This window comes from Thalassobacillus sp. B23F22_16 (assembly GCF_043496955.1).
Lineage (GTDB): Bacteria > Bacillota > Bacilli > Bacillales > Halobacillaceae > Thalassobacillus > Thalassobacillus devorans_A.
The window spans coordinates 116647-135996 of record NZ_JBIEKD010000009.1; the positions used below are offsets into that span (position 1 = coordinate 116647).

A 19350-nucleotide genomic window follows, 5' to 3' on the forward strand; every position below is an offset into this window, starting at 1 on the left:
AAGCCAGGTTTTCAAAAAGGTACAGCATACCAATTGAAAGGGGGCTGAACATATGCTTGGTTTAGCGAAAGGTCTCAAATATACCCTGAAAAATATGACAAGGGAAAAAATGACCTACCAGTATCCTGATGAGCCGGTTCCGATGCCGGATCGTTTCCGGGGCATCCAGAAGTTCTACCCGGAAAAATGTATTGTCTGCAACCAGTGCGCCAACATCTGCCCGACAGACTGTATTCAGTTGACAGGGAAAAAACACCCGGATCCTGATAAAAAAGGGAAAGTCATCGACACGTATGACATCAACTTTGAAATCTGCATTTTATGTGATCTCTGTACGGAGGTATGTCCGACAGAAGCAATCGTTATGACGAACAATTTCGAACTGGCGGAGTACTCACGGGACGATCTATTTAAAAATCTGGAGTGGCTGGATGAAAATGATCAGAACATCAGAGAGGAGAATAAAGCATGAGTGGAGAATTATTCGCCTTTCTAGTTCTGGCATTGCTTGCGATATTAGGTGGCATTTTGATGCTGAATTTAACAAAAGTCATCCACATGCTGCTGTCGCTCGTCCTTACTTTTCTTGCAATTGCCGGGTTATATGTCCTGTTATCAGCTGAATTTGTTGCCATTGCGCAAGTACTGATCTACTCTGGTGCTATCACGATCATCATGATTTTCGGAATCATGCTCACACGGCATAACGATACCCAAAGAACAAAAGGCAACCGGACAAGAAATATGGTTGTCGGTGCTGGAGTAGTATTATTTTTCTTTACGATGTACTTTTCGATCAACCAGGTGTCATTCGGCGACCAGGCGACCAGTCTGCATGTGGAAAACACAAAGCAGATCGGTATCGAATTGTACAGCAAATATGTCATCCCGTTTGAATTGATGTCTGTGGTCCTGCTCGTATCTTTAGTAGGCGCGATCATTTTAGCCAAACGGGATGACGAGGAGGAGGCGGAGCAAAAATGAGTGCCATACCAGTCAATGCCTATCTTCTCTTAGCTCTAGTGCTGTTTTGTATTGGTCTCTACGGTGCTTTGACAAAAAAGAATACAGTAATCGTCCTGATTTCGATTGAACTGATGTTGAATGCGGTCAATATCAATTTGGTCGCTTTCAGTAAGTATGGCATTAATCCGGGTATTACCGGTCAAATTTTTTCGTTATTCACCATCACCGTAGCAGCTGCTGAAGCTGCTGTCGGCCTCGCGATTCTTATCGCACTTTACCGGAACCGCTCAACAGTGCAGATCGATGAGATGAATACGATGAAGCACTAGGTTCCTTATCGGTTCAATTGCAAACCTGGAACAGAAGGGAGTTGTGTCAGGATGTTAGAAAATGCATGGTTGATCCCTTTGTTTCCATTGCTGTCGTTCCTTTTACTCCTTTTCTTCGGAAAACAGTGGAAGGAAAAGAGCAGCTATGTAGGCATCGGTTTTACAGGGGTTTCTTTCCTGCTTTCTGTCATCGTGCTATTTACGCAAATGGCAAATGGAAGCGGCGGAGCGGAAATGGTCTGGCTGACGATCGGCCAGTTGGAATTTCGCTTTGGAGTAGTTGTCACGCCGCTAAATGCATTGATGCTTGTCATCGTATCACTCGTCAGTTTTCTTGTACATATTTATTCCAAAGGCTATATGCATAGTGATGAACGACTGACGACATTTTACAGCTATCTCGGATTGTTCACCTTTGCGATGCTGGCATTGGTGATTTCACCAAACCTTTTACAGTTGTATATATTCTGGGAATTAGTCGGTGTCGGTTCGTTCCTGTTGATCGGATTCTACTTTTATAAGGAAGAAGCAAAAGCAGCAGCAAAAAAAGCGTTTATCATGACGAGGATCGGCGATGTCGGATTACTTATCGGAATGATTCTCTTATTCTGGCAGGTCGGCAGTCTCGAATTCAACGACATTTTTGCCGCTGTCGGTGGAGGGGAAGTGCCGGAAGGACTACTGACGTTGATTGCTATTCTCATCTTTGTCGGGGCAGTCGGAAAATCAGGTCAATTCCCGCTCCATACCTGGCTTCCTGACGCTATGGAAGGGCCAACGCCTGTATCCGCCTTGATTCACGCGGCAACCATGGTAGCGGCGGGTGTTTATCTTGTTGCAGCCTTGTTCCCGGTATTTGAAGCAAGCCCGGCAGCTATGACGGTTGTGGCTGTTGTTGGTGGATTTACAGCGATCTTTGCCGCCACCATCGGCCTTGTACAAACAGATATCAAACGTGTGTTGGCATACTCTACCGTTTCTCAGCTGGGGTATATGATGATGGCTCTAGGTGCAGCGGGATATGTCGCGGGTGTCTTTCATTTAATGACTCACGCCTTCTTCAAAGCACTATTGTTCTTAGCAGCAGGCAGTGTCATCCATGCGGTACACACCCAGAATATCGAAAAGATGGGCGGGTTATGGACGAAGATGCGGGTCACAGGCCCTGTATTTTTAATCGGTACGCTTGCCATCAGTGGCGTACCATTGTTCTCCGGGTTCTTCAGTAAAGATGAGATTCTACTGGCGACCTGGTACGACGGGCGATATGGGGTGTTTATTATCGGCCTTGTAGCTGCATTCTTTACAGCTTTTTATATGTTCCGGTTATTCTTCATGGTATTCACTGGGGAAAATCGCTCTGCGGATACAGAAGTACGTGAATCACCACGTTCGATGACAATCCCGATGGTGGTGCTCGCATTTTTGGCAGCTTTTGCCGGTTACATCAATACTCCCTGGTTTGGAACGTTTTTAGGGGATTGGCTGGCAGGGGACAGCGAATTTCTTCCATTTGAACATCATGAGGGCCCGGTATGGGTGATGCTGGCGGCAAGCTTGATTGCCTTTGCTGGTATCGGCCTTGCCTATCTTATCTATTATAAAAAATCGTTGCAGCGTGACTTTTTATCCAGTCATATGCCTGCGACCTATACGTTGGTCTTTAACAAATATTTTATAGATGAATTCTATCAATATACCGTCGAATACGCTGCGCGCGCCGTCGGTTATCTTGGAAGCTTTATAGAAAAATACATTGTGGAAGTCATTGTAGCAGCCGTAGCAGGTGTCACCCGGGCTGCCGGAAGCCTTGGCTCGAAGCTGCAGTCGGGGCAAGTGCAGACATATGGTGCTATGGCATTCATCGGCCTGGCTATTCTTGTCTTCCTCGTCGTCTGGACAGGGGGGTACCTATAATGGATTGGTTGACGTTAATGATTTTCTCCCCATTGATTGGTATTTTGCTATTAAGTGTTCAGTCTGCAGAAAGGAAAACGGTAAGCCTTACGGGGATTCTCGCTACGGTACTGCCGCTTTTACTATCGCTGGTAATCTACACACAGTTTCATGGAGGAGGTAACCTGGGAGTTTCTCATGGCTGGATCAGTTTCGGGAACGGAATGTTCCAGGTAAACTATGAGCTTGGCATCGATGGTTTTTCTTTGTTACTGATATTACTGACCACAATCGTATCGACATTGTCAGCCAGTGTGGCAGCTGCTCAGATTAAGCAAGGATTGAAGGCCTATTTCCTTTGGTTCCTCATTTTGGAAATCGGAATGCTTGGAGTATTCACAGCAGAGAATCTGATCCTGTTCTTCATTTTCTTTGAAATAACCTTGGTGCCGATGTTTTTCCTGATTGGCCGATGGGGCTTTGTTGAACGAGAAAAGGCAGCCTATAGCTTCCTTATATACAACGGTCTAGGTTCAGCAATCCTGTTGATTTTGTTTGCAGCAATCTTTGCAAAAACAGGAACGACCAATATCGAAGAGCTGAAAGCTATCATGGCAAGCGGTGAGGCAGTTAGTGAAGAATTCCGTTATGGAAGTATGTTGGCTTTATTAGTCGCATTTGGGGTCAAACTGCCAATCGTACCATTGCATACCTGGATGGTAAGAGTGCACGTTCATGCACCGATCGCAGTCGTGATGATTCACGCAGGTATCTTACTCAAAATTGGCGCCTATGGCTTAATCAACTTTGGTCTGGGAATATTCGGAGATCAGTTTGCAAAAGTGGCACCGTTCATTGCAATACTTGGCTTAATTAATTTATTGTACGGGGCGTTCCTCGCTTTTGTGCAAAATGAATTGAAAAGTGTGTTCGCTTATTCCAGTGTTTCCCATATGGGGATCGTTTTACTTGGAGTGGCAGCAATGAACGAAGCGGGAATTCAGGGAGCTATTTTCCAGACTTTGTCACACGGGTTGATCGCAGCCTTATTATTCTTACTGGTTGGCATTATCCACCAGAGAACACATACTACAAAACTCAGCAGTCTCGGCGGGTTAGCCAAAGGGATGCCGCTCGCAGCAGGGTTCTTGCTGGCAGCAGGAATGGCGTCATTAGGGCTGCCGGGAATGAGCGGGTTTGTATCCGAGTTCATGGCGTTCCTTGGGCTATTCGAGACGATGCCATGGATGGCTGCAATTGGTACGCTCGGAATAATTATGACCGCTGTCTACATGTTACGGGCAGTTCTCGGTGTCACCTATGGAAAAACGATCAAGTCTTTTACAGGAATGTATGATTTGACGAGAATAGAGATGATTCCAGCTGCTGCCTTACTTGCATTAATTGTATTGATTGGTGTCTACCCTGCCATTATCACACATACACTGCAGTTGACTTTAGAATCTATCATGCCAGGGATAGGGGGGTAAGCTTATGGATATGGAAACATTGTTAAGTTATGAATGGAGTATGATGGCCCCAGAGTTCACCATATTGATTATTGCTACCGTCTTATCCTTAGTCGATTTATTTACTGATAAAAAGGTGGATCGTAAGCTGTTCGGCTGGTTTGGCGCAGCGGGTATAGGAATCGCCCTGATTTTCCTTTTCAGTCAAATAGGGCATGAGCCTGCCATGATTCTTGCTAACACCTACAGACTGGACGCATTTTCTTTGAGTTTCAAAATTCTCCTGCTCATCGGAGCGCTGCTGGTACTTTTGATGGGAGTTTCCTATGAAGCGAAAGGTGAACTTCTCTATCGCGGGGAATTCTATTACCTGCTCATGAGCGCATTGCTTGGCGCTATGATGATGGCAAGCAGCGCTGACTTGATTACACTGTTTGTTGGGTTAGAATTACTGTCCATCTCTTCTTATATCCTGGCCGGAACAAGGAAGAAATCGACACAATCAAATGAAGCGGCAATGAAATATGTCATCAATGGAGGAATTTCAAGCGCTTTTACCTTATTCGGACTAAGTTATATTTATGGATTGACAGGTAGTACGAATCTTGCCGACATTTCCCGGGAAATATCGAATATTGCCCCGGAAAATGGACTGGTTTTATTAAGTATCGCTTTTATCCTGACTTTTGTCGGGCTGGCATTCAAGATTTCCACTGTTCCTTTTCAAATGTGGGCACCTGATGTCTATCAGGGAGCTCCGATTCCGGTAACCGCTTTCTTGAGTGTCGTATCGAAAACGGCAGGGTTTGTCATCATCCTACGCGTCTTACTGAGTGTTTTTCCATTTGCGCAAGGATTAGAAGCGAATACTTCCCTGTTGCAATCGATGATGATATTCATAAGCGTGCTGGCGGGAATAACGATGATAGCTGGAAATACTATCGCCTTAAAGCAGAGGAATATCAAGCGGCTGTTCGCTTATTCAAGTATTGCTCACGCTGGTTATCTACTGGTTCCGTTCGTAGCTTTCTCCGAGATGATGTTTGAGAGCATGTGGTTTTATTTGGCGGCGTACTTGCTGATGAACATAGGAGCGTTTGCCGTCATCCAGGTCATGAGTGAGCATAGCCATTCAGAAGATATATCCATCTTCGCCGGACTCTTCTATCGCAGGCCATGGGTGGCTGTCATGATGACGATCTTCTTGTTATCATTAGCCGGGATTCCTGGTACAGCAGGTTTTATTGGGAAGTTGAATATTTTCATAGGAGCTCTGTTCTCGGATCCATCCCGCTACATATTAGCGGCGGTCATGATGGGAACTACAGTCATTTCCTATTTCTATTATTTTGGCGTGATGGCACAAATGTTCATGCGGCCGTCTGGCAGTGCAGCACCGATAAGGATGCCGGTTGGAGTTACGATTGCCATGGTATTCTGTGCAGCAGGTACCATTACCCTGGGTTTATTCCCTGGAGTGGTGTTAGAATTCTTCCAAACTCAATTTAACTTTGCAGAAATGTTCTATTAAAAAACATCGCTCCCTCCGGAGATGTGCTTTTTGCATCTGCCGGGGGGATTTTTTTGTACTTTAGGAAAATTTAACTTTATTAAAAGGGTTAAAGTATAAGAAAAGACTAAGGCTTTCGCCATTAGTACTTGGCGACAAGCCAAGTTTTTCTAATTTCAGTATGTTTACAGCGAGTGAAATTAAGGTAGTAGTAGACTAGGATATCCGCTGGTTTGACAATTTCATTTCTCCATGGCATGTTTGGAAAGGATTATAGTCAATAAGGGAAATGAAATTGAAGAGGTGTATAGGAATATGTTAGATACTTTTTTACAGCAGGCTGGTCAACAGGCTTTAGCCGGCATGGTTTCTCATCTGATTTTTATCATTATTACCTGGAGGGTCCTTCAGGCGATAAAGCTGGAAGGGTGGATCCGTAAAGACCATGTATTTGAAGTCAGGGTATTGATGATTCTGGTTACGATCACGATTGGTACAAGCGTCAGCCGTTTCTTCCTTGATTTCCTTCAATGGTCGCAGCAGTTGGTCCATCTGTTCTGATTGTCGCATCATGTTGAGAAATAAACCGTATGCAATAACCTCTCCTTGGAAACAATGAAAATAGTAATCTATCAAGGAGAGGGTTGTTACGATGAGAAGACTGTTGATCATCCTGGTTGCTGCTTTGGTTTTAAGCACAGATTTGGAAACTTTCGCAGGGGTCAAAAACACAGAAGAAATGCCACTTTATGCCATTACTGAACATTTAAAAAACCAGGGCATTGAGGTGGATGGCTGGAATGTGATGGCGAAGGAGTCATTCCCGTCCCAGCACTTGGAGGAACTCCAGGCACAAATAGAAGAGGAACTGCCAGAAGCAGAATGGCAGCAGGCTTCTGATCGTAACAGCATTAAATATTCGATGACTAACCCACAAAAAAAGGAAGGGATCGTCGAAACGTTTATTGTCATTGTCCCAAGGGAAAAGAGCAATCATATCGAACTCATTTATAAAATAACAGGGACAAGCTGGGGGGAAGCAAGTGAACATTATTTAACAAATTATTTTTTTGTTAAAAAAGGTCGAATCTTCACAGAAAATGTCGCTATTTTCTCTTGTGCAAAAGCTGAATTTAATGGTATTATTGATGATGTTTTAGTGTATCAAAAATTAAGACAAGCCCTAGATATAAAAACAATCGAATCGATAAATGAAACTGACTTTACCAGTATTTCCGGATATACACCAGAGTGGGAGCAGACGATCCCGCTGCCAGAAGGTGCCATGAATGTCCAATTTGCTGTCCGCAAAGGTTTGGGCGCAAAGACAAGTATTACAGTAGGCACACCAATAATCACGTCTGAATATTAATAATAATGAATATGGACTCGGAGGAGAATGAACCGTGGAAAAAATCATCGTCCGTGGTGGGAGGCAGCTGAATGGCACCGTGAAAGTTGAAGGCGCCAAGAATGCCGTACTGCCTGTCATCGCAGCAAGTATAATTGCAAGTGAAGGAAAAAGTGTCCTTCATGAAGTTCCAGCATTAGCTGATGTAGTTACTATAAATGAAGTTTTACGCAATATTGACGCTGAAGTAGGCTTTGAAAACAATACAGTTACCGTAGACGCTTCTGGCGATATTAAAACAGAGGCTCCATTTGAATTTGTACGTAAGATGCGTGCTTCTGTACTTGTACTGGGACCACTTTTGTCCCGGTATGGTCATGCTAAGGTCGCTATGCCAGGCGGATGCGCAATTGGATCCCGCCCGATCGACCAGCATTTAAAAGGTTTCGAAGCAATGGGAGCCAAAGTAAATGTCGGCAATGGTTTTGTCGAAGTAAATGCTGATGGGCGCTTGAAAGGTGCCAAGATTTACATGGATGTACCGAGTGTCGGTGCAACAGAAAACATCATGATGGCCGCAGCGCTTGCCGATGGCAAAACAATTCTGGAAAACTGTGCCAAAGAGCCGGAGATTGTTGATTTAGCAAACTTCCTGAATAAGATGGGAGCTAAAATCGTAGGCGCTGGTACAGAGACGATTCGTATCACCGGAGTGGATAAGCTTAAAGGTGCGGAGCACACAATTATCCCTGACCGTATTGAAGCAGGTACGTTCATGGTAGCAGCAGCTATCACGAAAGGAAACGTGCTTGTGAAGGGAGCAGAAGCAGAGCATCTGCGTTCCCTTGTCTCTAAAATGCAGGAAATGGGTGTCATTATTGAAGAAGAGGAAGATGGCCTTCGTGTTATCGGACCAAACCATTTAAAAGCAGTCGATATCAAGACTCAGCCTCACCCAGGTTTCCCGACAGATATGCAGTCACAAATCATGGCATTGATGCTTTCTGCTAAAGGAACAAGTGTTATCACGGAGACAGTATTTGAAAACAGGTTCATGCATGTGGAAGAATTCCGCCGCATGAATGCCAAAATGAAAATCGAAGGCCGCAGTGTAATCATCGAAGGCCCTTCCGATCTCCAGGGTGCGGAAGTAGCTGCTACCGACCTGCGGGCAGGAGCCGCTTTGATACTTGCTGGTCTCGTAGCTGATGGTTATACACGTGTAACTGAATTGAAGCACTTGGATCGCGGATATGTCGATTTTGCAGATAAGTTGGCACAGCTTGGAGCTGACATTGAGCGCATCAATGAAAATCCTGCAGGCGAACAAGAAACAGTCGAAGATTCCGTGCAAGCTACTTCTTAATAACAAGAAATATGGAAGCTTACCCCGCCTTCAATGGCAGGGTGAGCTTTTTTTATACGTTAAGATAGGTTAACTTTGTGAAAAGGGTTAATGATGAAAAAATATTTTTCTCATCCTTGTCGACAAGCCAGTTTTTTTCTAATTACATACAGTTTAAATTGGGTAAAAACCAAGTTTTTCTGAAGACATGTTACTAAAAAGGTTCTACCATATCCTTTTTCTGTATAAATATTTACTAGAGACATCTATTAACGTTCTAGCAGGAGGGCATGGGATGAAAAATTGGAAACGGCCAGGTTTGATCACATTTTCTTTTTTATTACTGATGATACTCATTATTCCCACACTGATCGTCTTACCATTTATTGACTCAGACAAGGAACAGCGCATCGCCGAAGAAAAGCAGGAAGAGCTGCCGGAACTGGTAGAACTTCCGGAAGACCTTTCCCCTTTTAACATCGATGTCCTGCGCACCAACACGAACAAGGTGGAAGAAGTACCGCTGGAACAATATGTCGCCCGGGTGGTCGCATCGGAAATGCCGGCAGATTTTGAACCTGAAGCCTTAAAAGCACAGGCATTGGCGGCAAGAACGTATATCGTACAGCATTACTCCAACGGAGAAGGAATTTCCGAGCAGGCCGATGTCACCGATACCGTGGAACATCAAGTGTACAAAAATGAATCGGAGTTACGGAACCAATGGAAAGCTGACTATGACACCAAGATGAACAAAATCAATCAGGCAGTTCGGGAAACTGCAGGTGAAATTATAACCTATGAAGAAAAACCGATTTTTGCTGCTTTTTTCTCAACGAGCAATGGGTATACCGAAAACTCGGAAGATTATTGGAAAAACCCTTTTCCCTATTTGAAAAGCGTCGAAAGTCCATGGGATAAACAATCCCCTAAGTTTCTTGATCAGAAAGTTCTCTCTGTACAAGAGGTGGAAGCTAAGCTCGGAATTACATTTCCTGCTGATGTAACCGCCTCCCGTATCAATAAAACAGAAGGCAACCGTGTCAGCAGTATTGAAGTAGGCGGTGAAGAGTTTTCAGGGAGAGAAATCCGCGAAAAACTCGGGCTTAAATCCAGTGACTTTTCCATTGAACAAAAAGATGGACATTTGATTTTTACCACCAAAGGCTACGGTCATGGCGTCGGCATGAGCCAATATGGAGCAAACGGAATGGCAGAGCAGGGAAGTGACTACAAAGAAATCGTCCAGCATTACTACCAGGGAGCAGAAATCACCGAAATGGACCAGCTCAACACCCTCCAGGCCATGATAAACCCGAATGAATAATAGGAGTAAAGCTTGTAGAAACATTCTGCAGGCTTTTTTCATGCCTTAGATCTTTAGCTTTTACGTAAATGAATAAATGTACCATACCTAATTTAGTAACTCCCATTGCAATTATGAAGAAAGTGGCCGGGAAATGACGAGACTCCTCTGGGAGAAGAAGGCTGGCAAGACCCCGCAGGGCTAAAGCCCGAGGAGGCTTGCCGTCTTTCCCACGGAAAGCGAGTTATTTCCCGGCCACCTTAAACTAACTACGGTTCACAGGTACTGGTTTACATTTATTTAACTGAATTTTCTTCCAGTTTATGATAATTTTTTTTGATTGGATGTATAAGTCTCTCATTTTTTGCTCAGAATGGTTGCTGAGGTGATGAACAAATGAGAGATGAAGAAAAAAAGAGCGTCACAAAACTTAAGTTCCGACGCTTGTTAGGTAAGAAGTGGGTGTTCCCGGCAATCTATCTTTCGGTTGCAGCTCTAGTTTTAGCAGGAGTCCTTTGGTATCAGCAGCGTGGAGAAGAAGTTGATTTTGCGGATGATCCGAATGTGAATGATGAAGTGATCACAGAAGATCCATTCGGAGATGAAGATGCTGTCCCAGTCATGGAACAAAGTGAAGAGTTGACGATGCCAGTAGCAGAGCAGGAGAATTCTACAATTGTAACGAAGTTTTATGATTACGACGCTTCTGAGGAAGACCAGGAAAACGCACTTGTATTATATGACAATAAGTATTACCAGAGTACAGGTGTCGATATCACGAAAAACGATGAGAAATTCGATGTCACAGCAGCGTTAAGTGGTACCGTTACAGAAGTGAAAGAAGATCCGCTTTACGGGAATGTCGTCCAAATCGATCATGGCCAGGAAGTGACAACTGTTTATGCAAGCCTTGATGAAGTACAAACAGAAGCTGGTGCGGAAGTCAAGCAAGGGGATGTCCTTGGTACTTCAGGCAGAAACATCTTTGGACAGGCAAGTGGAGTTCATGTACACTTTGAAGTCCGCAAAGATGGTGAAGCTTTGAATCCAGAATCATTCTTCGGAAAGCCTTTCAGTGAACTGGAAAAACAGAACACTGAAAAAACAAAAGACAGTGATGCAGCTAATGAAGAAGGATTAGCTGAAGGTGAAGATGCCACGAATGAAGAAGAAAATCAAGATGTAAGTGACGAGGAAATCGGAGAATTGGAACCTGGAGCGGAAGAAGAAGCACCAGGTGAAGGTGACGAAGAAACAGGCGTCGAAGAAGAGCCTGGTATGAATGAAGATGCCGAATCCTCTATTTCCATGACACAAACCTGATTAAAGTCGCGCGTCCTGCGCGGCTTTTTTATTTTGTACACCTATTGGGATATTATGCATAAATTTTTTTGTCATGAACTTGTCCTTCCCCTCATACCCTCAAAAAGACGGTTTTCGCTTAATTTCAGGACTTGTCGCCTTGTTTTTCATACATATTCCTGCCAGCCCACTAATAAGATGTAATTAACCGAGCATTCGGTAGCATCCGAGGTGAACGTTACGCACATAGAAATGACACAGTTTCGGTTAAATGCTCTTTTTCATCGATAACATACCCCAAGTGAATCACCTTGTCTCAATACACACCTTGGATAGTCAACCATAGGAGGCGAGTGATGTGCATGATTACATCAAAGAGAGGACCATCAAGATAGGGGAATACATTGTGGAAACGAAAAAAACAGTGCGAGTGATCGCGAAGGAATTCGGCGTTTCGAAGAGTACCGTCCATAAGGATTTGACTGAACGGCTCCCAGAGTTGAATCCTGAAATGGCCGCGCAAGTAAAAAAGATCCTCGACTACCATAAGGAGATCCGCCATCTCCGTGGTGGGGAAGCCACGAAGCGTAAGTACCAGATGAAAATACAGCCAGAAAACAATCAGCCTGTACAGCCCTCACAATAAACAGAGAAGATCCTCCCTTTTGTATAATTTCCTCGAATTTTGGAAAGTTTTTTCAGTAGAGGTGCGACGATGGTCGTACTTTTATGATAGAATATAACATTAGATGCATTATGTTTTCGAACGGATGCGAGAAAAGTCTTGTGTTGAACAGGGAGGATCTACTAAACATGCTAGCTAGAGATATCGGAATTGATCTTGGTACCGCGAATGTGCTGATCCATGTGCGTGGAAAAGGAATCGTCCTGGATGAGCCCTCTGTAGTCGCAATGGACCGGACTACAGGAAAAGTTCTGGAAGTAGGGGAGGACGCCCGCCGGATGGTTGGCCGTACTCCTGGTAATATAGAGGCGATCCGCCCACTTAAAGATGGCGTGATCGCTGATTTTGACGTTACCGAAGCGATGTTGAAACATTTTATAGATAAAATCAATGTGCGTGGCTTTCTATCAAAGCCTCGCATGTTGATATGCTGTCCAACTAATATAACGAAGGTCGAACAAAAAGCGATCCGGGAAGCGGCAGAGAAATCCGGAGCGAAAAAAGTTTACCTGGAAGAAGAGCCAAAAGTGGCAGCCATCGGTGCAGGGATGGAAATTTTCCAGCCGAGCGGTAACATGGTCGTTGATATCGGTGGTGGAACGACAGATGTTGCTGTCCTTTCCATGGGGGATATCGTTACGGCTTCTTCTATCAAAATGGCTGGTGATAAATTCGACCAGGAAATCCTAAGTTATATTAAAAAAGAGTACAAGCTGTTGATCGGTGAACGTACGGCTGAGGAAATTAAAATCAGTGTCGCTACTGTTTTCCCTGATGGACGTGATGAAGAAATCGATATTCGCGGACGTGACATGGTTTCCGGACTTCCACGTACGATCACGGTTCGTTCTTCCGAAATTGAAAAAGCACTTCATGAATCGGTGATGGTCATTGTACAGGCGGCTAAATCGGTTCTCGAGCGCACACCGCCGGAATTGTCAGCAGACATTATCGACCGTGGCATCATTATTACGGGTGGTGGTGCGTTGATTCATGGCATCGATAAGTTACTGGCAGAAGAATTGAAGGTCCCAGTACTTGTTGCAGAAGAGCCGATGAACTGCGTCGCGAAGGGTACTGGGATTATGCTGGAAAACATCGATAAAATCGCCAAAAATAAAATCAGAAGGTAACGGTTTTTATACTTTAAGAAAGTTTAACTTTGTTAAAGGGTTAAAGTATAAGAAAAGACTAAGGCTTTCGCCATAAAGCCTTGGCGATAAGCCAAGTTTTTCTAATAGGAAGGAGCGATTCCCTTGCTGAGAGGATTCTATACGGCTGCTTCTGGCATGATTGCACAGCAGCGCCGCCAGGAAGCATTATCGAATAACATGGCGAATGCCAATACCCCAGGGTTTAAATCGGACCAGGGTGTTATGCGTGCATTTCCGGAATTATTGATGCAGCGGATGGAAGCGAAAAGCATGCCGACCGGCAGGGGATTGCACGTCCCGTTCAACCAGGAACTTGGTGGACTTAATACCGGCACTTACTTACAGGAAACGGTGCCTGATTTTGCCCAGGGAGATATCCGGGAGACAGGAATCGGGACAGATCTGGCACTGGTTAACGGTGACCTTCCTGATGAAGAGGGATCGTTATATTTTACCCTTCAACATGAAGACGGAGAAGCGCGTTATACTCGAAATGGAAATTTTACCGTGGATGGACAAGGCTATTTGGTGACACAGGCAGGGAATTATGTTCTCGATGAGGAAGGAAGCCGGATTGATGTCGGCGGGATGGATTTTGATGTAGCCTCAGATGGCACGATCAATGTGGCTGGTAATGATACTCCGCTTGGCATCGCCTATATTAATGATGCTAACAGCCTTGTTAAAGAAGGGGATACCTCGTTCCGCCTGGAAGAAGGCGAAGCGGAAAATGCAAGACAGACGCCAGGTGTGAATTTTTCTGTACAGCAAAACCATTTGGAGCGTTCCAATGTGGATGCCGGCAAAACGATGACGGAAATGATGAATACCTACCGTAATTTTGAAATGAATCAGCGGGTGTTGAAAGCTTATGATCAAAGTATGGACAAAGCTGTCAATGAGATTGGCAGATTGACGTAAGGAGGGACAGGTATGTCGAGGTCAATGATCCAGGCTGCGGTGACGATGGGACAGCTGCAGCAAAAACTGGACGTAATCGGTAATAATCTGGCAAACAGCAATACGCCGGGATATAAAACACGTAATGCAGAATTTTCATCTTTATTGATGCAGCAGATCAACAACCTCGATGAGAAAAACACCTCTGTCCCTCGAATGACACCTGAGGGCATCCGCAGTGGTTCCGGCGCCAAACTGGGTGCTGTGACAGTGGATTTGACCAAAGGAACGCTGCAGACAACGGAACGAAGTCTTGATGCTGCCTTGCTTACAGATAACCATATGTTTCAGGTAGAATTGCCGACAGATGAGGGTACAGAGGTCCGTTATACACGAGCAGGAAACTTTTACTTGAACCCGATTGGGGGCAATCAGTTGATGCTGACGGATTCCAATGGGGCGCCTGTGCTTGGTGAAAACGGCCGTATTGTACTGGAAGATGGTTTTAATGGATTGACAATAGCTGAAAATGGTACGATTATAGTAGACAGAGAAGAAGGTCAATCTGTCGAAGGGCGACTCGGTATTGTAGAAGCGGTACGACCACGGATACTGGAGGCCAGTGAGAACAATACCTTCCGCCTGCCTGCAGAGGATGAACTGAATCTGGAAGCAAATGAAATCATCCAGGCGGTTGCTGCTGATGACGTACATATACAGACTGGGGCACTCGAATCCTCTAATGTCGATATGCAAAATCAAATGACGAATATGCTGATGATACAACGAGCCTATCAATTCAATGGCCAATCTATTTCTTTGAGCGACCAGATGAGTGGCTTGGTCAATCAACTGAGATCTTAACTGTAAGGAGTTACCCAACCATGTCAACAAACCCTACCGGTCAAAAACAGCCGACAACAAGAAAAAAATATAAAAATGAAGCTGAAACAAAACCAGCTGCAAAAAGTGCCGATGAAAAGAATCGAACGTCACGTAAAAAAGAGGAGAAGCCGCCACGTCGCAGGATTTTCCCGATTTGGCTGCGTCTGATTGTCATCACGATTTTATGTGTACTCGCATTGATTGTCGGGTTGATCGTAGGTTATGGTGTACTTGGAGACGGCGATCCACTGGATGTACTGAAGTTAGAAACATGGAAGCACATTTGGAATATCGCCACAAAAACAGATTGATATAGAAACCAGCCCGGCCCCAGCATGATGATGCGGGGCTTTTTTCATGCCCGCCTGCTGCACCCCGGGTCCTCCAAATTCTGGAGGGCCCGGGGTGTTTCGTATGGTAAAGCGTTTCCTTGTCTGCTTTTTGTGGAAATAGAGTAGAAGCAGTCAGAAAAAAGGGGGTTGGATTTTGCAAACGGAAATTTTCGTAGCTGGCGGAGGAGTCGGAGGACTTGCCCTTGCAGTCAAATTGGCAAGCAGCGGTGTGCATGTGACGGTCGCTGAACAATTGAAAGATGAGTCTCCCTTATACAAAGGAGAACTTCTCCAGCCTAAAACGATAGCGATATTGGATCAAATGGATCTTTTGCCGGAAGTGTTGCAATACGGACATAAAATCGAAACGCTCGCCTTCCAGGAAGCCGATATAAATCCCGGCAGACCCCCTGAGGAAATTGGCAGCACAGAGCTCACCTATAACCGGATTGCCAGTACGTACAATTATTCGGTAATGATCCCCCATGAAAAAATCAAAGAGATTTTACGCAACAAAGCAAGTCAGTATGGGGAATACTTTCATTTTATACCTGGAGCACGTTTTCTCGGTTTTGAAAACGGTCATGCCAAAATCAAGCAGGCAAAAGAAACCTATGCCATAACAGCGAATGTCTATATCGGTGCGGAGGGGAGAAGCTCCCCGACACGCCAGGCGATGGATGTGTCCATAAAACGGAAGGATTACAACCATCATTTTTTAACGGTCACCATTCCACGGCCGGAATCTTTTTTGGAAGGGAAAATCGTCACGACGAAGGAGTCTTTCCTTGGGATGTTCCCTTTGCCCGATCATGAAATCCGAACAGTGCTCTTAATCAAAGCTGGTGAATATAAAGCCATTAAGGAAAAGGGACTGGAACACGTTTATGAAGTCTATGGCGATTTGGAGCCGCGGCTGAAAGAGTATGTTCGTGCCATTAAGGATTGGAAACAGATCCAGCTGATGGTGCCGTACACCTATCACGTCGATCGTTACGTCCGGGGGAACATGGCGCTCTTGGGAGATGCCGCGCATACAGTCCATCCAATGGCGGGGGAAGGGATGAACCTTGCTATTCAGGATGCCGACGTGCTCGGAGAACTGCTCAGCTGGTGTAAGCACAAGAGCAAGCCATATCATAGCTATCTTTCCTACTATGAGCAGGTACGGCGTCCGAGAGTGTCGTTCTTATTGAAGCTGAGCCATCTATCAGCGCTTGTCTATTCGTATCCATATGCCTGGTGGCGAAAGCTGAGGATGCAGGCCGTGCAGCGGATGTACGAAGATGATCAGCTTCATGTGAAACAAATGCTCAATACATCAGGTCTTGGAATCTGGGATTTTTCCCTCGTTGATCGGGCTATACAAGGCAGTATGCTGCCAGTCCGCAAGAAAAGCATTACAGATCACCAGCAGCAACGCTATATTTTTGATGAAACAGATGATTATCCATGGAAACGCAACGAACTGGAAGGGGTAGAAATAGATGAATGAATGGACGATAGCTATGCAGGCACGTAAATGGATGAAGAAAAATGAATCGTTTTTATACAGTTGGCATGCCTATGTCGGCTCGGAGCTTGGGTTATTCGATGAATTCAAGGAACCCGCTTCGATTGAAGAAGTAGCATTTCGCACCGGCTATCCCGAAGATTTGCTGGAATCCTGGGTTCAGGTCGGAGTTGAATTAAAACACTTGAAAGAAAAGGACAGTAAATTCCGCACCTCCAAAAAACGGTGCAGCGCCTTAATGTCAGATTATGGATCCCCTGGGGTAGCGGCACTGTTGAAGGAGATGATGGAACTGCACCTGCCGACGTTGCTTGCTTATCCGAACATTATGCGTTCGCAGGAACGGTCTTCCTTCGACCATGAAGAGTTTGGCGGCATCGTTGCGGAGACATCAGCATTACTGGAGCATTTTGCCATCCGGAAAATCAAACGGAAAGTACGTGAGCAAAAAATTGAAACGATCGTCGATCTCGGCTGTGGTCATGGCGGATATTTAAGGAAGCTGGCCGACCATTTTCCTGACATAAACATGATTGGTGTCGATATCAATGAAAAAGTGATCGAGAGTGCCAGGCTGCAATCGAAAGATTATCCGAATATCAGATTTGAAGTAGGTGACTTTGAAGAATGGGAGCCTGAAGAAGGTAAAGTCGATATGATTCTGCTGCATAATATTTTTCATTATATCCATCCGGAGGATCGCAGCCTGCTGCTTGAGAAAATTAATGAAAACCTGAAGGGGGATGGCGTCGTTTCCGTTATCACCCCACTCAGCGGCACCGAGCATGGCAAAGCGTTTTCTTCCGCGTTCAATAGTTTCTTTGTTGCGCACTCTAACCTCTATGCCCTGCCGAAACAATCGGACTTAGATACGATTTTCGCAAAAGGAGACTTTGATATTTTCGATTTGGATCCGATTATTAAAGAAGGTTCGTGGTTTACGTTCTGGCTCAGTCCGAAAGCTGACGAGAAGACAGACGCAAACCAGGAAGAGGAGAGAGAATCTCCTGTCCAATCCGTATCTTCTAACTAAAAAAACCCTCTTCAGGAGGGTTTTTTTAGCTAAGGTCTTCCTCGACCCTGTACAAGTCTCACGATAAAAACGATTAATGCAATGACCAGCAGCAGGTGAATCAGGTTCCCGGCAATTCCGCCGATCAAACCGAATAACCATAAGACCAACAGGACAATAAGAATGGTCCACAGCATGTTTTGGCCTCCTTAAAATGTATTGGCAGGAAAAATATAGTTCACTTTGATTATTCCCTATTTTTTTAACCCTATAACCTCGCAAGGAGTTACATAAGAAATTTTGTCGAAATGCTCCAACATGTATATAATGAGCATAGTTGATAAATGAAAGGAGATTTTACATATGATGAATATAAACGAAATCAAAGAGATCATCCCGCACCGCTATCCATTTTTGTTAATTGATCAGATTGAAGAAGTCGTAGAAGGAGAAAAAGCGACTGGCTACAAAAATGTCACCGTGAATGAGCCGTTTTTTGAAGGTCACTTCCCGGAATATCCGGTTATGCCTGGGGTATTGATCGTTGAAGCGCTGGCACAGGTTGGGGCTGTCGCTATGCTGAAAAAAGAAGATAACCAGGGTAAACTTGCTTTTTTCACGGGTATCGATAAATGCCGTTTTAAACGTCAGGTGCAGCCTGGCGATCGCCTGAAGCTGGAGGTCGAGATTGTCCGCGCCAAGGGACCGATGGGCAAAGGGAAAGCGAAAGCAACGGTCGACGGCGAGCTGGCATGTGAAGCGGAAATCATGTTTGCGTTGAAATAAATGAAAAACCACTCATAAATTCAGATTTTCGCTCGTAAAGCAGGTTGTTCGACTCTTCGTCTGCCCATTTGAAAAATTTCCTCCTGAATATGGTTTATTTTTTCCGATATGGGAAAGATAGGCGTGAACTAAATAATTAGGAGGAATAAAATATGCTTAATAAATGGTGGATGAAGTTTGGTGCCGCTACGCTGGCGATTTTCCTTTTAGGTGCATGTGCTACTGAAGATGATGACGCTGGTGAAAACGGCACAGAGCAAAATGAAGAAGCTGACATGGGTGAAGAAGATGGCGAAATGGACGAAAATATGGATGGGGAAGAAAACAAAGATGAGGAAAATGGGGATGCAGATACAGATGAAGAAGCCCCTGAGGAAGACATGACGAACGAAGATACTATGGAAGACGATGAAAATAACGAATAATTTCCAAACAAAAAGGAAGACGCCGCTGTAACCTGCACAGGATCAGCCGGCGTCTTCTTTGTGTGTGCCCGGCATGTGCGCACGCTTTAGGGTTCAAGTCCCGAGCGGTGAAGGTCATTGTAACCGTTAGCTGAAGGCAAGGGTGTCTGGGACGACCTGGAATCTGAAGGAAGCTGGAGGCAAA

At 44.8% G+C, this 19350-nt stretch carries 21 protein-coding genes; 20 read left to right on the plus strand and 1 reads right to left on the minus strand.

Annotation, left to right across the window (positions count from 1 at the left end):
- Positions 1 to 52 precede the first annotated feature (52 nt).
- From nuoI to ACGTNI_RS09415, 18 genes are all read left to right on the plus strand, one after another.
- Entirely contained in the window at positions 53 to 472 is a 420-nt protein-coding gene (gene nuoI, locus ACGTNI_RS09330; protein WP_062442402.1) for an NADH-quinone oxidoreductase subunit NuoI, read from the plus strand.
- Entirely contained in the window at positions 469 to 984 is a 516-nt protein-coding gene (locus ACGTNI_RS09335; RefSeq protein ID WP_085506248.1) for an NADH-quinone oxidoreductase subunit J, read from the plus strand. Before nuoI ends, ACGTNI_RS09335 begins: the two co-directional genes overlap by 4 nt.
- Positions 981 to 1295 (plus strand): NADH-quinone oxidoreductase subunit NuoK, encoded by a 315-nt coding sequence (gene nuoK, locus ACGTNI_RS09340; protein ID WP_085506247.1) that lies wholly within the window; start codon positions 981 to 983, stop codon positions 1293 to 1295. Before ACGTNI_RS09335 ends, nuoK begins: the two co-directional genes overlap by 4 nt.
- Positions 1296 to 1346: 51 nt before the next feature.
- Positions 1347 to 3212 carry an NADH-quinone oxidoreductase subunit L gene (gene nuoL, locus ACGTNI_RS09345; RefSeq protein ID WP_394461836.1) on the plus strand — a complete coding sequence of 622 codons (1866 nt, stop codon included), beginning with the start codon at positions 1347 to 1349 and terminating at the stop codon, positions 3210 to 3212.
- A complete protein-coding gene (locus ACGTNI_RS09350) occupies positions 3212 to 4681 on the plus strand; it encodes a complex I subunit 4 family protein (protein ID WP_085506245.1) in 1470 nt (489 codons plus the stop codon). The genes nuoL and ACGTNI_RS09350 overlap by 1 nt, the downstream gene beginning before the upstream one ends.
- Positions 4682 to 4685: 4 nt before the next feature.
- Positions 4686 to 6191 carry an NADH-quinone oxidoreductase subunit NuoN gene (nuoN, locus tag ACGTNI_RS09355; protein WP_085506244.1) on the plus strand — a complete coding sequence of 502 codons (1506 nt, stop codon included), beginning with the start codon at positions 4686 to 4688 and terminating at the stop codon, positions 6189 to 6191.
- Between the two features lie 294 nt (positions 6192 to 6485).
- Positions 6486 to 6731, plus strand: coding sequence for a DUF1146 family protein (locus ACGTNI_RS09360; RefSeq protein WP_085506243.1), 246 nt, complete (start codon positions 6486 to 6488; stop codon positions 6729 to 6731).
- Between the two features lie 91 nt (positions 6732 to 6822).
- Positions 6823 to 7542 (plus strand): YwmB family TATA-box binding protein, encoded by a 720-nt coding sequence (locus tag ACGTNI_RS09365; RefSeq protein WP_394461839.1) that lies wholly within the window; start codon positions 6823 to 6825, stop codon positions 7540 to 7542.
- Positions 7543 to 7576: 34 nt separating this feature from the next.
- Entirely contained in the window at positions 7577 to 8887 is a 1311-nt protein-coding gene (gene murA, locus ACGTNI_RS09370; protein ID WP_394461840.1) for a UDP-N-acetylglucosamine 1-carboxyvinyltransferase, read from the plus strand.
- Positions 8888 to 9161: 274 nt separating this feature from the next.
- Entirely contained in the window at positions 9162 to 10193 is a 1032-nt protein-coding gene (gene spoIID, locus ACGTNI_RS09375; RefSeq protein WP_085506240.1) for a stage II sporulation protein D, read from the plus strand.
- Between the two features lie 375 nt (positions 10194 to 10568).
- Positions 10569 to 11495, plus strand: coding sequence for a stage II sporulation protein SpoIIQ (gene spoIIQ / locus ACGTNI_RS09380; RefSeq protein WP_394461842.1), 927 nt, complete (start codon positions 10569 to 10571; stop codon positions 11493 to 11495).
- A gap of 337 nt (positions 11496 to 11832) precedes the next feature.
- Complete coding sequence (gene spoIIID, locus ACGTNI_RS09385) at positions 11833 to 12120, plus strand: sporulation transcriptional regulator SpoIIID (RefSeq protein ID WP_062442375.1); 288 nt, start codon at positions 11833 to 11835, stop codon at positions 12118 to 12120.
- Between the two features lie 167 nt (positions 12121 to 12287).
- A complete protein-coding gene (locus ACGTNI_RS09390) occupies positions 12288 to 13292 on the plus strand; it encodes a rod shape-determining protein (RefSeq protein WP_062442373.1) in 1005 nt (334 codons plus the stop codon).
- 123 nt (positions 13293 to 13415) lie between these two features.
- Positions 13416 to 14234, plus strand: coding sequence for a flagellar hook-basal body protein (locus tag ACGTNI_RS09395; protein WP_394461845.1), 819 nt, complete (start codon positions 13416 to 13418; stop codon positions 14232 to 14234).
- A gap of 12 nt (positions 14235 to 14246) precedes the next feature.
- Positions 14247 to 15077: a flagellar hook-basal body protein gene (locus tag ACGTNI_RS09400; protein ID WP_394461847.1), complete on the plus strand. Its 831-nt coding sequence runs from the start codon at positions 14247 to 14249 to the stop codon at positions 15075 to 15077.
- A gap of 20 nt (positions 15078 to 15097) precedes the next feature.
- A complete protein-coding gene (locus ACGTNI_RS09405) occupies positions 15098 to 15409 on the plus strand; it encodes a DNA-directed RNA polymerase subunit beta (protein WP_394461849.1) in 312 nt (103 codons plus the stop codon).
- A gap of 175 nt (positions 15410 to 15584) precedes the next feature.
- Positions 15585 to 16925: an FAD-dependent oxidoreductase gene (locus ACGTNI_RS09410; protein ID WP_085506235.1), complete on the plus strand. Its 1341-nt coding sequence runs from the start codon at positions 15585 to 15587 to the stop codon at positions 16923 to 16925.
- Positions 16918 to 17976 (plus strand): class I SAM-dependent methyltransferase, encoded by a 1059-nt coding sequence (locus tag ACGTNI_RS09415; protein WP_085506234.1) that lies wholly within the window; start codon positions 16918 to 16920, stop codon positions 17974 to 17976. The genes ACGTNI_RS09410 and ACGTNI_RS09415 overlap by 8 nt, the downstream gene beginning before the upstream one ends.
- 29 nt (positions 17977 to 18005) lie before the next feature.
- On the opposite strand, the gene ACGTNI_RS09420 is transcribed toward ACGTNI_RS09415, so the two are convergent.
- Complete coding sequence (locus ACGTNI_RS09420; RefSeq protein WP_148350045.1) at positions 18006 to 18152, minus strand: lmo0937 family membrane protein; 147 nt, start codon at positions 18150 to 18152, stop codon at positions 18006 to 18008.
- 166 nt (positions 18153 to 18318) lie between these two features.
- Between ACGTNI_RS09420 and fabZ the strand changes: the two genes are divergently transcribed.
- Together fabZ and ACGTNI_RS09430 are read left to right on the plus strand one after the other, a co-directional pair.
- Positions 18319 to 18741 (plus strand): 3-hydroxyacyl-ACP dehydratase FabZ, encoded by a 423-nt coding sequence (fabZ, locus tag ACGTNI_RS09425; RefSeq protein ID WP_062442357.1) that lies wholly within the window; start codon positions 18319 to 18321, stop codon positions 18739 to 18741.
- Positions 18742 to 18893: 152 nt separating this feature from the next.
- The gene (locus ACGTNI_RS09430; RefSeq protein ID WP_085506233.1) at positions 18894 to 19166 is read left to right on the plus strand and encodes a hypothetical protein; all 273 of its coding nucleotides are present in this window, start codon (positions 18894 to 18896) and stop codon (positions 19164 to 19166) included.
- Positions 19167 to 19350: the final 184 nt, after the last annotated feature.

Excerpts from the sequence above, each read along its gene's own strand:
- nuoI (WP_062442402.1), top strand. The coding sequence starts at position 53 with ATGCTTGGTTTAGCGAAAGGTCTCAAATATACCCTGAAAAATATGACA.
- ACGTNI_RS09335 (WP_085506248.1), top strand. The coding sequence starts at position 469 with ATGAGTGGAGAATTATTCGCCTTTCTAGTTCTGGCATTGCTTGCGATA.
- nuoK (WP_085506247.1), top strand. The coding sequence starts at position 981 with ATGAGTGCCATACCAGTCAATGCCTATCTTCTCTTAGCTCTAGTGCTG.
- nuoL (WP_394461836.1), top strand. The coding sequence starts at position 1,347 with ATGTTAGAAAATGCATGGTTGATCCCTTTGTTTCCATTGCTGTCGTTC.
- ACGTNI_RS09350 (WP_085506245.1), top strand. The coding sequence starts at position 3,212 with ATGGATTGGTTGACGTTAATGATTTTCTCCCCATTGATTGGTATTTTG.
- nuoN (WP_085506244.1), top strand. The coding sequence starts at position 4,686 with ATGGATATGGAAACATTGTTAAGTTATGAATGGAGTATGATGGCCCCA.
- ACGTNI_RS09360 (WP_085506243.1), top strand. The coding sequence starts at position 6,486 with ATGTTAGATACTTTTTTACAGCAGGCTGGTCAACAGGCTTTAGCCGGC.
- ACGTNI_RS09365 (WP_394461839.1), top strand. The coding sequence starts at position 6,823 with ATGAGAAGACTGTTGATCATCCTGGTTGCTGCTTTGGTTTTAAGCACA.
- spoIID (WP_085506240.1), top strand. The coding sequence starts at position 9,162 with ATGAAAAATTGGAAACGGCCAGGTTTGATCACATTTTCTTTTTTATTA.
- spoIIQ (WP_394461842.1), top strand. The coding sequence starts at position 10,569 with ATGAGAGATGAAGAAAAAAAGAGCGTCACAAAACTTAAGTTCCGACGC.
- ACGTNI_RS09390 (WP_062442373.1), top strand. The coding sequence starts at position 12,288 with ATGCTAGCTAGAGATATCGGAATTGATCTTGGTACCGCGAATGTGCTG.
- ACGTNI_RS09400 (WP_394461847.1), top strand. The coding sequence starts at position 14,247 with ATGTCGAGGTCAATGATCCAGGCTGCGGTGACGATGGGACAGCTGCAG.
- ACGTNI_RS09405 (WP_394461849.1), top strand. The coding sequence starts at position 15,098 with ATGTCAACAAACCCTACCGGTCAAAAACAGCCGACAACAAGAAAAAAA.
- ACGTNI_RS09415 (WP_085506234.1), top strand. The coding sequence starts at position 16,918 with ATGAATGAATGGACGATAGCTATGCAGGCACGTAAATGGATGAAGAAA.
- ACGTNI_RS09420 (WP_148350045.1), bottom strand. The coding sequence starts at position 18,152 with ATGCTGTGGACCATTCTTATTGTCCTGTTGGTCTTATGGTTATTCGGT.
- fabZ (WP_062442357.1), top strand. The coding sequence starts at position 18,319 with ATGATGAATATAAACGAAATCAAAGAGATCATCCCGCACCGCTATCCA.
- ACGTNI_RS09430 (WP_085506233.1), top strand. The coding sequence starts at position 18,894 with ATGCTTAATAAATGGTGGATGAAGTTTGGTGCCGCTACGCTGGCGATT.